Source organism: Dechloromonas sp. A34 (assembly GCF_026261605.1).
Taxonomy (GTDB): domain Bacteria; phylum Pseudomonadota; class Gammaproteobacteria; order Burkholderiales; family Rhodocyclaceae; genus Azonexus.
Map to the genome: position 1 here is coordinate 433,484 of NZ_CP102486.1, position 14,361 is coordinate 447,844.

Below are 14,361 nucleotides of genomic sequence, written 5' to 3' on the forward strand. Positions count from 1 at the left end.
TCAACGCCTGAGGCCGTCGGGCGTTAACTAAGGGCGGATGCTGTACTCCTCGTTTTCCCCTGATTCAGTGCGATGCCTGGTTTGCAAGGGCGGAAAAGGGCTTTATCATCCGCCGCTGTATTATCAACCAACCTGACAATCGGAGCGAGAGAATGAAGTCTGTTTATGTTGCCATGATGGCTGCCGCTGGTATCGTGATGGCAGGCCAGGCGCACGCCGACGAAGCGCTGGCCAAAGCCAAGAATTGCATGTCCTGCCACGCCATCGACAAGAAGCTGGTTGGCCCATCCTATAAGGATGTCGCTGCCAAGTACAAGGGCGATGCCAAGGCTCCGGCAGCACTGGCCGCCAAGGTAAAGGCTGGTGGCAAGGGCGCCTGGGGCGAAATCCCGATGCCCCCAACAACGTCACCGACGACGAGGCCAAGAAACTGGTTGCCTGGGTTCTTTCCCAGAAGTAAACACTTCCGCTTCACCGAAAAGCCGGCTTTTGCCGGCTTTTTTATTGTTAAAGTGTTGACAGGGTTTTAATAGGCCCGGATAATCTTGCGTTCCCTGGAGGGGTACCCAAGCGGTCAACGGGAACAGACTGTAAATCTGTCGGCTCTGCCTTCGAAGGTTCGAATCCTTCCCCCTCCACCAGATTTTTGCTGTAGCGGCCTGTGTTGCGGGCGAAGGATAAGCGGGTGTAGCTCAATGGTAGAGCTGAAGCCTTCCAAGCTTAAGACGAGGGTTCGATTCCCTTCACCCGCTCCATGCACGGTACGGCCGGAGTTTTAAGGTAGGCCCATGTGGCTCAGTGGTAGAGCACTCCCTTGGTAAGGGAGAGGTCGGCAGTTCGATCCTGCCCATGGGCACCACCGATTAGCTTGGATTCTGGATTTTTGACTTATTTGATTATTGAGGAACTGGAATGGCTAAGGAAAAATTCGAGCGTACGAAACCGCACGTCAACGTTGGCACGATTGGTCACGTTGACCATGGCAAGACGACGCTGACTGCTGCGATCACCACCGTGTTGTCCGCCAAGTTTGGTGGTTCGGCCAAGAAGTATGATGAAATTGACGCGGCGCCGGAAGAAAAGGCTCGTGGTATTACCATCAATACCGCCCACGTCGAATACGAAACCGCCAACCGTCACTACGCCCACGTTGACTGCCCGGGCCACGCCGACTACGTCAAGAACATGATTACCGGTGCCGCCCAGATGGACGGTGCTATTCTCGTCTGTTCCGCCGCTGACGGCCCGATGCCGCAGACCCGTGAGCACATCCTGCTGGCCCGTCAGGTCGGCGTGCCGTACGTGCTGGTGTACATGAACAAGTGCGACATGGTGGACGACGCCGAACTGCTCGAACTCGTCGAAATGGAACTGCGCGAACTGCTCTCCAAGTACGACTTCCCGGGCGACGACACCCCGATCATTCATGGCTCCGCCCTGAAGGCCCTCGAAGGTGACCAGTCCGAAATCGGCGAACCGTCGATCTTCCGTCTGGCCGATGCCCTCGATACCTACATCCCGAATCCCGAGCGCGCCATTGACCAGCCCTTCCTGATGCCAGTTGAAGACGTCTTCTCGATCTCCGGTCGCGGCACCGTCGTCACCGGTCGTGTCGAGCGCGGCATCGTCAAAGTTGGCGAAGAAATCGAAATCGTCGGTATCCGCCCCACCGTCAAGACCATCTGTACCGGTGTCGAAATGTTCCGCAAGCTGCTTGACCAAGGTCAGGCCGGCGACAACATCGGCGCCCTGCTGCGCGGCACCAAGCGTGAAGACGTCGAGCGCGGCCAAGTCCTGTGCAAGCCGGGTTCGGTCAAGCCGCACACCCACTTCACCTCGGAAGTGTACATCCTGTCCAAGGACGAAGGCGGTCGTCACACCCCGTTCTTCAACGGTTACCGTCCGCAGTTCTACTTCCGTACGACCGATGTGACCGGCTCCATCGATCTGCCGGAAGGCGTCGAGATGGTGATGCCGGGCGACAATATCGCCATGACCATCAAGCTGATCGCACCGATCGCCATGGAAGAAGGTCTGCGCTTTGCCATCCGTGAAGGCGGTCGTACCGTCGGCGCCGGTGTCGTCGCCAAGATCATCGAGTAATCGATAGGTAGCAAAAGTTCAGAGGCGCTCCGGAAAACCGGGGCGCCTTGATGTTTCTGCAGCAGGGGTGTAGCTCAATTGGTAGAGCAACGGTTTCCAAAACCGTAGGTCGGGGGTTCGATTCCCTCCGCCCCTGCCACTCTCTTTAAAGATCGCGAACGTAATGGCTGACAAGATCAAGTTTGCGCTGGCGCTGGTTATTCTGGCAGCTGGCGTGGCTGGCTTCTACCTGCTCTCTGAGCAGGCAATGATTTTGCGCGTCCTGGCGGTCCTTGTCGGGTTGGCGCTGGCAATTGTCGTGGCCTGGAAAACCGAGCCGGGGCAACGCTTTTTCGTGTTTGCCAACGAGGCGGTGGTCGAAGCCAAGAAAGTCGTCTGGCCGAGCCGCAAGGAAACCATGCAGACCACTGGGGCGGTTTTCGCCTTCGTGGTGGTCATGGCGGTCTTCCTGTATCTGACTGACAAGAGCCTCGAGTGGGTTCTCTATGACCTCGTGCTGGGCTGGAAGAAATCATGAGCAAACGCTGGTATGTCGTACACGCCTATTCCGGCTTTGAAAAAAGTGTGATGCGCGCCATTCAGGAGCGCATTACCCGTTTGGGGATGCAGGATAAATTCGGCCGCATCCTGGTGCCGGTCGAAGAGGTCGTCGAAATGAAATCCGGCCAGAAGTCGATTTCCGAGCGCAAGTTCTTCCCGGGCTATGTGCTGTGCGAAATGGAAATGGACGACGATTCCTGGCACCTAGTGAAAAACACCCCGAAGGTCACCGGTTTTGTCGGTGGCACTGCCACTAAGCCAACTCCGATTTCGGAAAAGGAAGTCGAAAAAATCATGCAGCAAATGCAGGAAGGTGTTGAAAAACCCCGTCCCAAAGTGCTGTTCGAGGCTGGCGAAGTGGTGCGGGTCAAGGAAGGTCCGTTTACCGATTTCCATGGCTCGGTCGAAGACGTCAATTACGAAAAGAATCGCCTGCGTGTTTCCGTGACCATCTTTGGTCGGGCAACCCCAGTCGAGTTGGAGTTCGGTCAGGTCGAGAAGGCCTGAGCGCTGGTTTCAGGGCAAGCCGAGAGCCCTTCGTCTCGGCAAGAGGAGCGTTGGTAATGGGCAGCAATGTCTGTGAAAGCGCGCTACCACTCATCAATTAGGAGCCATTATGGCCAAGAAAATTGTTGGCTACATCAAGCTGCAAGTGCCGGCAGGCAAGGCGAATCCGTCGCCCCCAATCGGTCCCGCGCTGGGTCAGCGCGGTCTGAACATCATGGAATTCTGCAAGGCTTTCAATGCCCAGACGCAAGGCGTCGAGCCGGGCCTGCCGATTCCGGTTGTGATCACCGCCTTTGCGGACAAGTCTTTCACCTTCGTGATGAAGACCCCGCCGGCCACCATCCTGATCAAGAAGGCTGCCGGCATCAAGTCCGGTTCGGCCAAGCCGCATACCGACAAGGTCGGCAAGATCACACGCGCCCAGGCTGAGGAAATCGCCAAGACCAAGCAGCCGGATCTCACCGCTGCCGACCTTGAAGCGGCTGTTCGCACCATCGCCGGCTCCGCCCGCTCGATGGGCATCACGGTGGAGGGTTTGTAATCATGGCTAAGCTCACGAAAAAGCAAAAGGCTCAGGCCGGCAAGATCGTCGCCCAGAAGCTGTACCCGGTTCAGGAAGCCCTGACCCTGGCCAAGGAAACCGCAACTGCTAAATTCGACGAGTCGATTGACGTTGCCGTTAACCTCGGCGTCGACGCACGCAAGTCCGACCAAGTCGTTCGTGGCTCGGTCGTGCTGCCGGCTGGCACGGGCAAGTCCGTTCGCGTCGCTGTCTTCGCCCAAGGCGAAAAGGCCGAGGCCGCCAAGGCTGCCGGTGCTGAAGTCGTCGGTTTCGACGACCTGGCTGCCGAAGTCAAGGCCGGTAACCTGAACTTCGACGTCGTCATCGCTACCCCGGATGCCATGAGGGTCGTCGGCCAACTCGGCCAGATCCTCGGCCCGCGCGGTCTGATGCCGAACCCGAAGGTCGGTACTGTGACCATGGATGTCACCACCGCCGTCAAGAACGCCAAGGCCGGTCAGGTTCAGTACCGTACCGACAAGGCCGGTATCGTGCACGCGACCATCGGTCGTGCTTCTTTCTCGGTCGAGAATCTGGAAACCAACCTCAAGGCGCTGATCGAAGCGCTGCAGAAAGCGAAGCCTGCCTCCTCCAAGGGGCAGTACCTGCGCAAGGTTGCCGTTGCCGCCACCATGGGCCCCGGCGTTCGCGTCGATCAGGCCACCCTGGTTGGTTAATTAAGTACTTTGGGTCGTTGATTGCCGCTTTGTCGGCAATCAGCGAATCGTCAAAGACCGCAGGCGCTCCGGTAACGGCGCTTAATCGCGAAAGCACCCTGCGCAGACGGTGTCCCAGAACAAGATTTTCTGCCGACCGGCAACGGGCGGCATAGCTTCTGGTTCAGGTCGCCGTAGGTGCGGCGGGAATGTTTCCCGTCGTGTTATGACTTGAAAGGAGGAAAGACCTGTGGGTCTCAATCTGAACGACAAAAAAGCGGTTGTAGCTGAGGTGTCGGCACAAGTGGCCAACGCACAGACCATCGTGATTGCCGAATATCGTGGCATTGGGGTCGTCGACCTCACTGTGCTGCGCAGGAAGGCGCGCGAGTCTGGTGTGTATCTGCGTGTGTTGAAGAATACCTTGGTTCGTCGCGCGGTCGCGGACACCCCGTTCGCTGGCCTGGCTGACCAAATGGTCGGGCCGCTGATTTATAGCGTCTCCGCCGACCCGGTTGCTGCTGCGAAGATTCTTAGCGATTTCGCAAAATCCAACGACAAGCTCGTGCTGAAAGCCGGTTCTTACGCCGGCAAGGTGCTCGACAAAGCCGGTGTGCAGGCGCTTGCCTCCATCCCGAGCCGCGAAGAGCTGCTCTCCAAGCTACTGTATGTCATGCAAGCTCCGGTCGCCGGCTTTGTCCGCGGCTTGGCTGCACTGGCCAAGCAGCGCGAAGAAGCCACTGCTTAACCGTACCGCATACGAACTGATTTAGGAGTTATTTGAAATGGCAATTAGCAAAGAAGACATTCTGGAAGCCGTTGGCGCCCTGACCGTTATGGAACTGAACGACCTGGTCAAGGCGTTCGAAGAGAAGTTTGGCGTTTCCGCCGCTGCCATGGCCGTTGCCGGCCCGGCTGCTGCCGCCGCTGCTGTCGAAGAACAGACCGAATTCACCGTCATGCTCAATGCTGCCGGCGACAAGAAGGTTGAAGTCATCAAGGTCGTGCGTGCAGTTACCGGTCTGGGCCTCAAGGAAGCCAAGGATCTGGTTGATGGCGCTCCGAAGGCTGTCAAGGAAGGCGTTTCCAAGGCCGATGCCGAAGCCCTCAAGAAGCAACTGGAAGACGCAGGCGCCAAGGTCGAAGTCAAGTAATCGACTTTTGCAATTCGGGCTGGCGGTTTTTCCGCCAGCCCTTTTGTGCTTTGTACTACAGGTTTCATTGAACCAAAAGCGAACTTGAATAACGCCAAGCGGCAAACGCAAACGATGCTTTCCTCTTCCTGTCAAGGGAGGAGAGCTTGTTTGCGTTTGCCTGTTTCGACAGGTTCTATGTTTGATTTTATCCTCACGGAGTTACCATGACTTACTCCTTCACCGAGAAGAAACGCATCCGCAAGAGCTTCGCCAAGCGCGCCAGCGTGCTGGACGTTCCCTACTTGTTGGCGACCCAATTGCAGTCCTTCAAGGACTTCCTGCAAGATGAAGTCGCTGCCGAGAAACGGAAAAATGAAGGCCTGCAGGCTGCATTTACCTCGATCTTTCCGATTGTTTCCCACTCTGGCAATGCGCGCCTCGAGTTCGTGAGCTACCTTCTGGGCGCTCCGGCATTCGACGTCACCGAGTGCCAGCAACGTGGCCTGACCTTTGCCTCATCCCTGCGTGCCCGGGTGCGACTGGTCATCATGGATCGCGAAGCACCGGACACCGTGAAGGAAGTTAAGGAGCAGGAAGTCTATATGGGCGAGATTCCGCTCATGACGACCAATGGTTCCTTCGTGATCAACGGCACCGAGCGGGTCATCGTTTCCCAGTTGCACCGCTCTCCTGGCGTCTTCTTCGAGCATGATCGGGGTAAAACCCACAGCTCGGGCAAACTGCTGTTCTCAGCACGCATCATTCCTTACCGCGGTTCCTGGCTGGATTTTGAATTCGATCCGAAGGACACCTTGTTCTTCCGCGTCGACCGTCGCCGCAAGATGCCGGTGACCACGCTGCTCAAGGCGATCGGCATGTCGTCCGAGGAAATCCTTGACCAGTTCTTCGACTTCGATACCTTCCTGCTCGGCAAGGAAAAGGTCGAGTTCACACTGGTTCCCGAACGTCTGCGCGGTGAAGTGGCGCGCTTCGATTTTGTCGCCCCCGATGGCAAGGTTATCGTTGCCAAGGACAAGCGCATTACCGCCAAGCATATCCGCGATATCGCCGCCGCTTCGATGCAGCAGCTCGTCGTGCCGGAAGACTTCATCATCGGCCGCGTTGTGGCGCGTAATCTGATCGACAAGGCGACGGGCGAAGTCGTTGCCAATGCCAATGACGAAATTACCGAAACGCTGCTCGCCAAACTGCGCGAAGCTGAAATCACCACTATCGAGACGCTGTATACCAACGAGCTCGACCGCGGTGCCTTCATCTCCAATACGCTGCGGGCCGACGAAACGGCGACCCGCCAGGCTGCACGCGTCGCCATTTACCGCATGATGCGTCCGGGTGAGCCGCCGACCGAGGAAGCCGTCGAGATCCTCTTCAACGGCCTCTTCTACTCGGACGAGCGTTACGATCTTTCCGGCGTTGGCCGGATGAAGTTCAATCGCCGTCTGACCCGTCCGGATGTCATTGAATACAAGGTTACGGTCAAGAATCTGGCTTCGCGTGCCGAAGCTGCGCTGAAGAACCTGGCCGAAGGCTCGGGCTTTCCGCTGCCGGTCATCCAGGATCTGGTCGGCCTGCTGCCGTATGGCCCGCGTGCCTTCTCCGAGAACCTGACGCTGGCCGAAGCCGAAGCCCTGGCTGCCAAGATCAAGCCGCTGGGCGCCAATGCCGAAGTGCGGGAACAGTTGACCCTGTCGCCGCGCGACATCGTCGAAGTCATCAAGATTCTCGTCGATCTGCGCAATGGTCGCGGTGAAATCGACGACATCGATCACCTTGGCAATCGTCGCGTCCGTTCGGTCGGCGAACTGGCCGAAAACCAGTTCCGTGCCGGCCTGGTTCGTGTCGAGCGCGCTGTCAAGGAGCGCCTGTCGCAAGCTGAATCCGACAACCTGATGCCGCACGACCTGATCAACGCGAAGCCGATCAGTGCCGCGATCAAGGAATTCTTCGGGTCCAGCCAGTTGTCGCAGTTCATGGACCAGACCAATCCGCTGTCCGAAATCACCCACAAGCGCCGCGTTTCGGCTCTTGGCCCGGGCGGTCTGACTCGCGAACGTGCCGGCTTCGAAGTGCGCGACGTGCATCCGACCCACTACGGTCGCGTCTGCCCGATCGAAACGCCGGAAGGCCCGAACATCGGTCTGATCAACTCGCTGGCCCTGTTTGCCCGCGTAAATGACTACGGCTTCATCGAAACCGCTTACCGCAAGGTGAATGGCGGCCAGGTGACCAATGACATCGAATACCTGTCGGCCATCGAGGAAGGCAACTACGTCGTTGCCCAGGCCAATTCGTCGCTCGACGAAGCGGGTCGCCTCTCCGATGACCTGGTGACCTGTCGCGAAAAGGGTGAAACCATCCTCGCCGAACCGGCACGCGTTCAGTATATGGACGTGGCACCTGGTCAGATCGTCTCGGTGGCCGCTTCGCTGATTCCCTTCCTTGAGCACGATGACGCGAACCGCGCCTTGATGGGCGCCAACATGCAGCGTCAGGCCGTCCCCTGTCTGCGTCCGGAAAAGCCGCTGGTTGGCACCGGTATCGAGCGTACCGTTGCGGTCGACTCGGGTACCGCTGTTGTCGCATTGCGCGGTGGCAAGGTCGACTATGTCGATGCCGGCCGCGTCGTGGTTCGGGTTAACGACAATGAAACGATTGCCGGCGAAGTCGGCGTCGATATCTACAATCTGGTCAAGTACACCCGTTCCAACCAGAACACCAACATCAACCAGCGCCCGCTGGTCCGCGTTGGCGACATCATCGCCAAGGGCGATGTGGTGGCCGATGGCGCTTCTACCGACAAGGGCGAACTGGCTCTCGGCCAGAATATGCTGATCGCCTTCATGCCGTGGAACGGCTACAACTTCGAAGACTCGATCCTGATCTCCGAACGCGTCGTTGCCGAAGACCGTTACACCTCGATCCATATCAAGGAACTGACGGTCGTTGCCCGCGACACGAAGCTCGGCCCTGAAGAAATCACCCGCGACATCGCGTCGCTGGGCGAACTTCAGCTCTCCCGTCTGGATGATTCCGGCATCGTCTATATCGGCGCCGAAGTCGAAGCCGCCGACGTTCTGGTCGGCAAGGTTACCCCCAAGGGCGAGACCCAGCTGACGCCGGAAGAAAAGCTGCTGCGCGCCATCTTCGGCGAAAAGGCCTCCGACGTTAAGGACACCTCGCTACGCGTTCCCTCGGGCATCGCCGGTACTGTCATCGACGTCCAGGTGTTCACCCGTGAAGGCATCGAGCGTGACAAGCGCGCCCAGTCGATCATCGACGAGCACCTGCGTCACTACAAGCTCGATCTGGCCGACCAGATGCGGATCGTCGAACGCGATGCCTTTGAGCGGGTTGGTCGTCTGATTCTCAACAAGAAGGCCAATGGCGGCCCGAAGAAGCTGGCCAAGGGCTCGGTGATCGATCAGGCTTATCTCGACGGGATGGATCCGCACCACTGGTTCGACATCCGTCTGGCCGACGACGACGCCGCGCTGCAACTGGAACAGGTCAAGGATGGCCTGGAACAGGCGCGCAAGGACTTCGATCTGGCCTTTGAAGCCAAGCGCAAGAAGCTGACCCAGGGTGACGAACTGCCGCCGGGTGTGCAGAAGATGGTCAAGGTCTATGTCGCGGTCAAACGTCGCCTGCAGCCCGGCGACAAGATGGCCGGCCGGCACGGTAACAAGGGTGTGGTTTCCCGCATCCTGCCGGTCGAAGACATGCCGCACATGGAAGATGGCAGCCCGGTCGATATCGTGCTCAACCCGCTCGGCGTACCGTCCCGGATGAACGTCGGTCAGATTCTCGAAGTGCACCTCGGCCTCGCCGCCAAGGGCCTCGGTCACAAGATTGGTGCCATGCTGCGTGCCCAGTCCAGCGTCAAGGAAATGCGCGGCTTCCTGGACACGGTCTACAACTCCAGCGGCAAGGCCGAGAACCTTGAAGAGCTGACCGATGTCGAAGTGATGGAGATGGCCGGCAATCTGCAAAACGGCGTGCCGTTCGCCACTCCGGTGTTCGACGGCGCCAAGGAAGAGGAAATCAAGGCGATGTTGGCCTTGGCCGGCATGCCCTCCTCGGGCCAGATGACGCTGTTTGATGGCCGGACCGGTGAAGCTTTCGAGCGTCCGGTTACGGTTGGCTACATGCACTACCTGAAGCTGCATCACTTGGTTGACGACAAGATGCACGCCCGTTCGACTGGCCCGTACTCCCTGGTTACCCAGCAGCCGCTGGGCGGCAAGGCACAGTTCGGTGGCCAGCGCTTCGGTGAAATGGAAGTGTGGGCGCTGGAGGCTTATGGTGCAGCTTACGTGCTGCAGGAAATGCTGACCGTGAAGTCCGATGACGTGAATGGCCGTACCAAGGTGTACGAAAACATCGTCAAGGGCGAGCACCGTATCGATGCCGGCATGCCGGAATCCTTCAATGTGCTGGTCAAGGAAATCCGTTCGCTGGCGATCGATATCGATCTGGAACGTTACTGATTTAGGGCTGGGAGTTAAACGATGAAAGCATTGCTCGATCTATTCAAGCAGGTAACCGCCGAAGAGGAATTCGACGCGATTACCATTGGCCTCGCTTCGCCCGAAAAGATCCGTTCCTGGTCCTACGGCGAAGTCAAGAAGCCGGAAACCATCAACTACCGGACCTTCAAGCCCGAGCGCGACGGCCTGTTCTGCGCCAAGATCTTTGGCCCGATCAAGGACTACGAGTGCCTGTGCGGCAAGTACAAGCGCCTCAAGCACCGTGGCGTGATCTGCGAGAAGTGCGGCGTCGAAGTGACGCTGGCCAAGGTTCGCCGTGACCGCATGGGTCACATCGAACTGGCCTCGCCGACCGCCCACATCTGGTTCCTGAAGTCCCTGCCGTCCCGTCTCGGCATGGTGCTCGACATGACGTTGCGCGATATTGAGCGCGTCCTGTACTTCGAAGCCTATGTCGTGACCGATCCCGGAATGGTCAGCAACCTCCAGCGTGCCCAGCTGCTCACCGAAGAGCAATATCTGGAGATGATGGAAGAGCACGGCGACGAGTTCACCGCATTCATGGGGGCCGAGGGCATCCGCGAACTGCTGCGCAACCTCGACCTCAACAGCGAAGTCGAATCGCTACGCGCCGAACTCGAAGTCACCGGTTCCGAAGCCAAGAACAAGAAGCTGGCCAAGCGTCTGAAGATTCTCGAAGGTTTCCAGAAATCTGGCATCAAGCCGGACTGGATGATCCTCGAAGTCCTGCCGGTCCTGCCGCCGGACCTGCGTCCGCTGGTCCCGCTGGACGGCGGCCGCTTCGCGACCTCCGACCTCAACGACCTCTATCGTCGCGTCATCAACCGCAACAACCGTCTGAAGCGTCTGCTCGAGCTGAAGGCCCCGGAAATCATCGTCCGCAACGAAAAGCGCATGCTGCAGGAGTCGGTCGACTCCCTGCTCGACAACGGCCGCCGCGGCAAGGCGATGACCGGTGCCAACAAGCGTCCGCTGAAGTCGCTGGCCGACATGATCAAGGGCAAGGGCGGTCGTTTCCGCCAGAACTTGCTCGGTAAGCGCGTCGACTACTCCGGCCGTTCGGTCATCGTGGTCGGTCCGCAGCTCAAGCTGCATCAGTGCGGCCTGCCCAAGCTGATGGCGCTCGAACTGTTCAAGCCCTTCATCTTCCACAAGCTGGAAGTGCTCGGCTACGCCACGACCATCAAGCAAGCCAAGAAGATGGTCGAAGGCCAGGAACCAGTGGTTTGGGACATCCTCGAAGATGTCATCCGCGAACATCCGGTCATGCTGAACCGGGCGCCGACCCTGCACCGCCTCGGTATCCAGGCGTTCGAACCGACCCTGATCGAAGGCAAGGCCATCCAGCTGCACCCGCTCGTCTGCGCCGCCTTCAACGCCGACTTCGATGGTGACCAGATGGCTGTTCACGTGCCGCTGTCCCTCGAAGCCCAGATGGAAGCCCGCACCCTGATGCTGGCCTCGAACAACGTGCTGTCGCCGGCCAACGGCCAGCCGATCATCGTGCCGTCGCAGGATATCGTGTTGGGTCTGTACTACGCGACCCGCGAGAAGATCAACGGCAAGGGCGAAGGCATGTACTTCGCTGACATCGCCGAAATCGAACGCGCCATGGCGGCCAAGGAACTCGACGTCCAGTCGCGGATTTCGGTTCGTCTGACGCAATACGAACCGGCTGCCGTCGATGGCGAATGGACCGAGAAGATCGTCCGCGTCGAAACCACGGCCGGTCGTGCCCTGCTCTCGAAGATTCTGCCGAAGGGCCTGCCCTTCAAGGTCATCGACCGCGCCCTGAAGAAGAAGGAAATCTCCAAGCTGATCGACGAATCTTTTCGTCGTTGCGGCCTCAAGGAAACCGTCGTTTTCGCCGACAAGCTGATGCAGAACGGTTACGCGCTGGCGACCCGGGCTGGTATTTCCTTCTGTTCGGACGACATGCTGGTGCCGAGCAAGAAATACGAAATCATTTCCGCCGCCGAAGCCGAGGTCAAGGAAATCGAGACCCAGTACACGAACGGTCTGGTTACCCAGGGCGAACGTTACAACAAGGTCGTCGATATCTGGGGCCGTACCGGTGACCAGGTCGCCAAGGTGATGATGGACGAACTCGGCCACGAGGATACCATCGACCGCCATGGCAAGAAGGTCAAGCAGGAGTCCTTCAATTCCATCTACATGATGGCCGACTCCGGCGCCCGCGGTTCGGCTGCCCAGATTCGCCAGCTGGCTGGTATGCGCGGCCTGATGGCGAAGCCGGATGGTTCGATTATCGAAACCCCGATTACCACCAACTTCCGTGAAGGCCTGAACGTTCTTCAGTACTTCATCTCAACCCACGGCGCGCGTAAGGGTCTGGCCGATACCGCACTGAAGACCGCCAACTCGGGTTACCTGACCCGTCGTCTGGTCGACGTGACTCAGGATCTGGTGATCACCGAGGACGACTGCGGTACCCAGAACGGTTTCGCCGTTAAGGCTCTGGTCGAAGGCGGCGAGGTTATCGAGCCGTTGCGCGAGCGTATCCTTGGTCGCGTCACGGTCGACGATCTGGTCGATCCGGAAACCCAGGAGACCGTCATCTTCGCTGGCACCATGCTGGATGAGGATCTGGTCGACCTGATCGACAAACTCGGCATCGACGAAGTCAAGGTGCGTACTCCGCTCTCCTGCGACACGCGTTACGGCCTGTGCGCCAAGTGCTATGGCCGCGACCTCGGCCGTGGCATGATGGTCAATGCCGGTGAAGCGATTGGCGTTATCGCTGCGCAGTCGATCGGCGAACCAGGCACCCAGCTGACCATGCGTACCTTCCACGTCGGCGGTGCCGCTTCCCGTGCCGCTGTTGCGTCGCAGGTCGAGGCCAAATCGGCCGGTACCGTCCGCTACACCTCCAACATGCGTTACGTGACCAGTGCCAAGGGCGAGAAGGTTGTCATCTCCCGCTCCGGCGAAGTGCTGATTACCGACGACCACGGCCGTGAGCGTGAGCGCCACAAGGTGCCTTACGGTGCCACGCTGGCTGCTGACGAAGGCAAGATCGTCAAGGCTGGCGCCAAGCTGGCCAACTGGGATCCGCACACCCGTCCGATCGTCACCGAATACGCCGGTACCGTCCGCTTCGAGAATGTCGAAGAGGGCGTCACCGTTGCCAAGCAGGTCGATGATGTGACCGGCTTGTCTACGCTGGTCGTTATCGACCACAAGCGCGGTGGCAAGGCAGCGACCAAGGGCGTGCGTCCTGTGGTCAAGCTGCTCGACGAAAACGGTATGGAAGTCAAGATTGCCGGTAGCGATCACCACGTCTCGATCGCCTTCCAGGTTGGTTCGATCATTTCGGTAGTTGATGGCCAGCAGGTCGGTGTCGGCGATGTCCTCGCCCGCATGCCGCAAGAGTCCGCCAAGACCCGCGACATCACCGGCGGTCTGCCGCGTGTCGCTGAACTGTTCGAAGCGCGCACCCCGAAGGATGCTTCCGTGCTCGCCGAGGTCACCGGCACCATCAGCTTCGGCAAGGACACCAAGGGCAAGCAGCGTCTGGTCATCACCGACCTCGACGGCAATGTCCACGAGTTCCTGATTCCGAAGGACAAGCATGTGCTGGTGCACGACGGTCAGGTGGTCAATAAGGGTGAGAAGATCGTCGAAGGTCTGCCCGATCCGCACGACATCCTGCGTCTGCAAGGTGTCGAGTCGCTGGCTCGCTACATTACCGACGAGGTGCAGGACGTCTATCGTCTGCAGGGTGTGAAGATCAACGACAAGCACATTGAAGTGATTGTCCGCCAGATGCTGCGCCGTATCACCATCGTTGAGGCGGGCGACACCAAGTTCATCAAGTCCGAACAGGTGGAGCGTGCTGAACTGTTGGCGGAAAATGATCGCGTGATCGCCGAAGGCAAGCTGCCGGCTACTTTCGAGCACATGCTGCTGGGTATTACCAAGGCTTCGTTGTCGACCGACTCGTTCATTTCCGCGGCGTCCTTCCAGGAAACCACGCGTGTTCTCACCGAGGCTGCCATCATGGGTAAGCGCGATGAGCTGCGTGGTCTCAAGGAAAACGTGATCGTCGGGCGCCTGATCCCGGCCGGTACGGGGCTTGCCTACCACCGCAGCCGCAAGGCCCAGATGGCCGGCGAAGATATTGCCGCGACCCGGCCGATCGAAGCGCCGACTGCGGAGAATGCAACGCAGGAAGTTGATCAGGGTCTGTAAGTCAATAGCAACCCTCATGTCTCGTTGACATGGGGGTTGATCAACCATAGAATCTATGGTCTTTGTCGGCAGAGGCTAATCATTGTCTCTGCTTTGGATAACAAAATTGCCGTCGC

9 protein-coding genes, 4 tRNA genes and 1 pseudogene are annotated in these 14,361 nt (G+C 58.9%); all 14 read left to right on the forward strand.

The features are described from left to right. Positions 1-152: 152 nt before the first annotated feature. The 14 genes and pseudogenes from NQE15_RS02110 (at position 153) to rpoC (ending at position 14,245) form a co-directional block, all read left to right on the forward strand. Positions 153-460 (forward strand): annotated as a pseudogene (locus NQE15_RS02110) (c-type cytochrome). Between the two features lie 96 nt (positions 461-556). After that, a tRNA-Tyr gene (locus NQE15_RS02115) sits at positions 557-641 on the forward strand. A gap of 40 nt (positions 642-681) precedes the next feature. Further along, positions 682-755 (forward strand) — tRNA-Gly (locus NQE15_RS02120). Between the two features lie 29 nt (positions 756-784). Beyond that, positions 785-859: transfer RNA gene (locus NQE15_RS02125), tRNA-Thr, on the forward strand. Between the two features lie 53 nt (positions 860-912). After that, positions 913-2,103: an elongation factor Tu gene (gene tuf, locus NQE15_RS02130; protein ID WP_265946079.1), complete on the forward strand. Its 1,191-nt coding sequence runs from the start codon at positions 913-915 to the stop codon at positions 2,101-2,103. Positions 2,104-2,166: 63 nt separating this feature from the next. Further along, positions 2,167-2,242 (forward strand) — tRNA-Trp (locus NQE15_RS02135). A gap of 24 nt (positions 2,243-2,266) precedes the next feature. Continuing rightward, positions 2,267-2,620 carry a preprotein translocase subunit SecE gene (gene secE / locus NQE15_RS02140; RefSeq protein ID WP_265946081.1) on the forward strand — a complete coding sequence of 118 codons (354 nt, stop codon included), beginning with the start codon at positions 2,267-2,269 and terminating at the stop codon, positions 2,618-2,620. After that, positions 2,617-3,150 carry a transcription termination/antitermination protein NusG gene (nusG, locus tag NQE15_RS02145; protein WP_265946082.1) on the forward strand — a complete coding sequence of 178 codons (534 nt, stop codon included), beginning with the start codon at positions 2,617-2,619 and terminating at the stop codon, positions 3,148-3,150. The genes secE and nusG overlap by 4 nt, the downstream gene beginning before the upstream one ends. A 109-nt stretch (positions 3,151-3,259) precedes the next feature. Further along, a complete protein-coding gene (gene rplK, locus NQE15_RS02150; RefSeq protein ID WP_265946083.1) occupies positions 3,260-3,691 on the forward strand; it encodes a 50S ribosomal protein L11 in 432 nt (143 codons plus the stop codon). 2 nt (positions 3,692-3,693) lie between these two features. Then, positions 3,694-4,389, forward strand: coding sequence for a 50S ribosomal protein L1 (gene rplA, locus NQE15_RS02155; protein ID WP_265946084.1), 696 nt, complete (start codon positions 3,694-3,696; stop codon positions 4,387-4,389). Between the two features lie 229 nt (positions 4,390-4,618). After that, entirely contained in the window at positions 4,619-5,116 is a 498-nt protein-coding gene (gene rplJ / locus NQE15_RS02160) for a 50S ribosomal protein L10 (protein ID WP_265946085.1), read from the forward strand. Between the two features lie 37 nt (positions 5,117-5,153). After that, on the forward strand, positions 5,154-5,522 hold the full coding sequence (rplL, locus tag NQE15_RS02165) for a 50S ribosomal protein L7/L12 (protein ID WP_265946087.1): 369 nt from the start codon (positions 5,154-5,156) through the stop codon (positions 5,520-5,522). A 206-nt stretch (positions 5,523-5,728) separates the two neighbouring features. Beyond that, on the forward strand, positions 5,729-10,012 hold the full coding sequence (gene rpoB, locus NQE15_RS02170) for a DNA-directed RNA polymerase subunit beta (RefSeq protein ID WP_265946089.1): 4,284 nt from the start codon (positions 5,729-5,731) through the stop codon (positions 10,010-10,012). A gap of 21 nt (positions 10,013-10,033) precedes the next feature. Continuing rightward, positions 10,034-14,245, forward strand: coding sequence for a DNA-directed RNA polymerase subunit beta' (rpoC, locus tag NQE15_RS02175; RefSeq protein WP_265946091.1), 4,212 nt, complete (start codon positions 10,034-10,036; stop codon positions 14,243-14,245). The last annotated feature ends 116 nt before the right edge of the window (positions 14,246-14,361 follow it).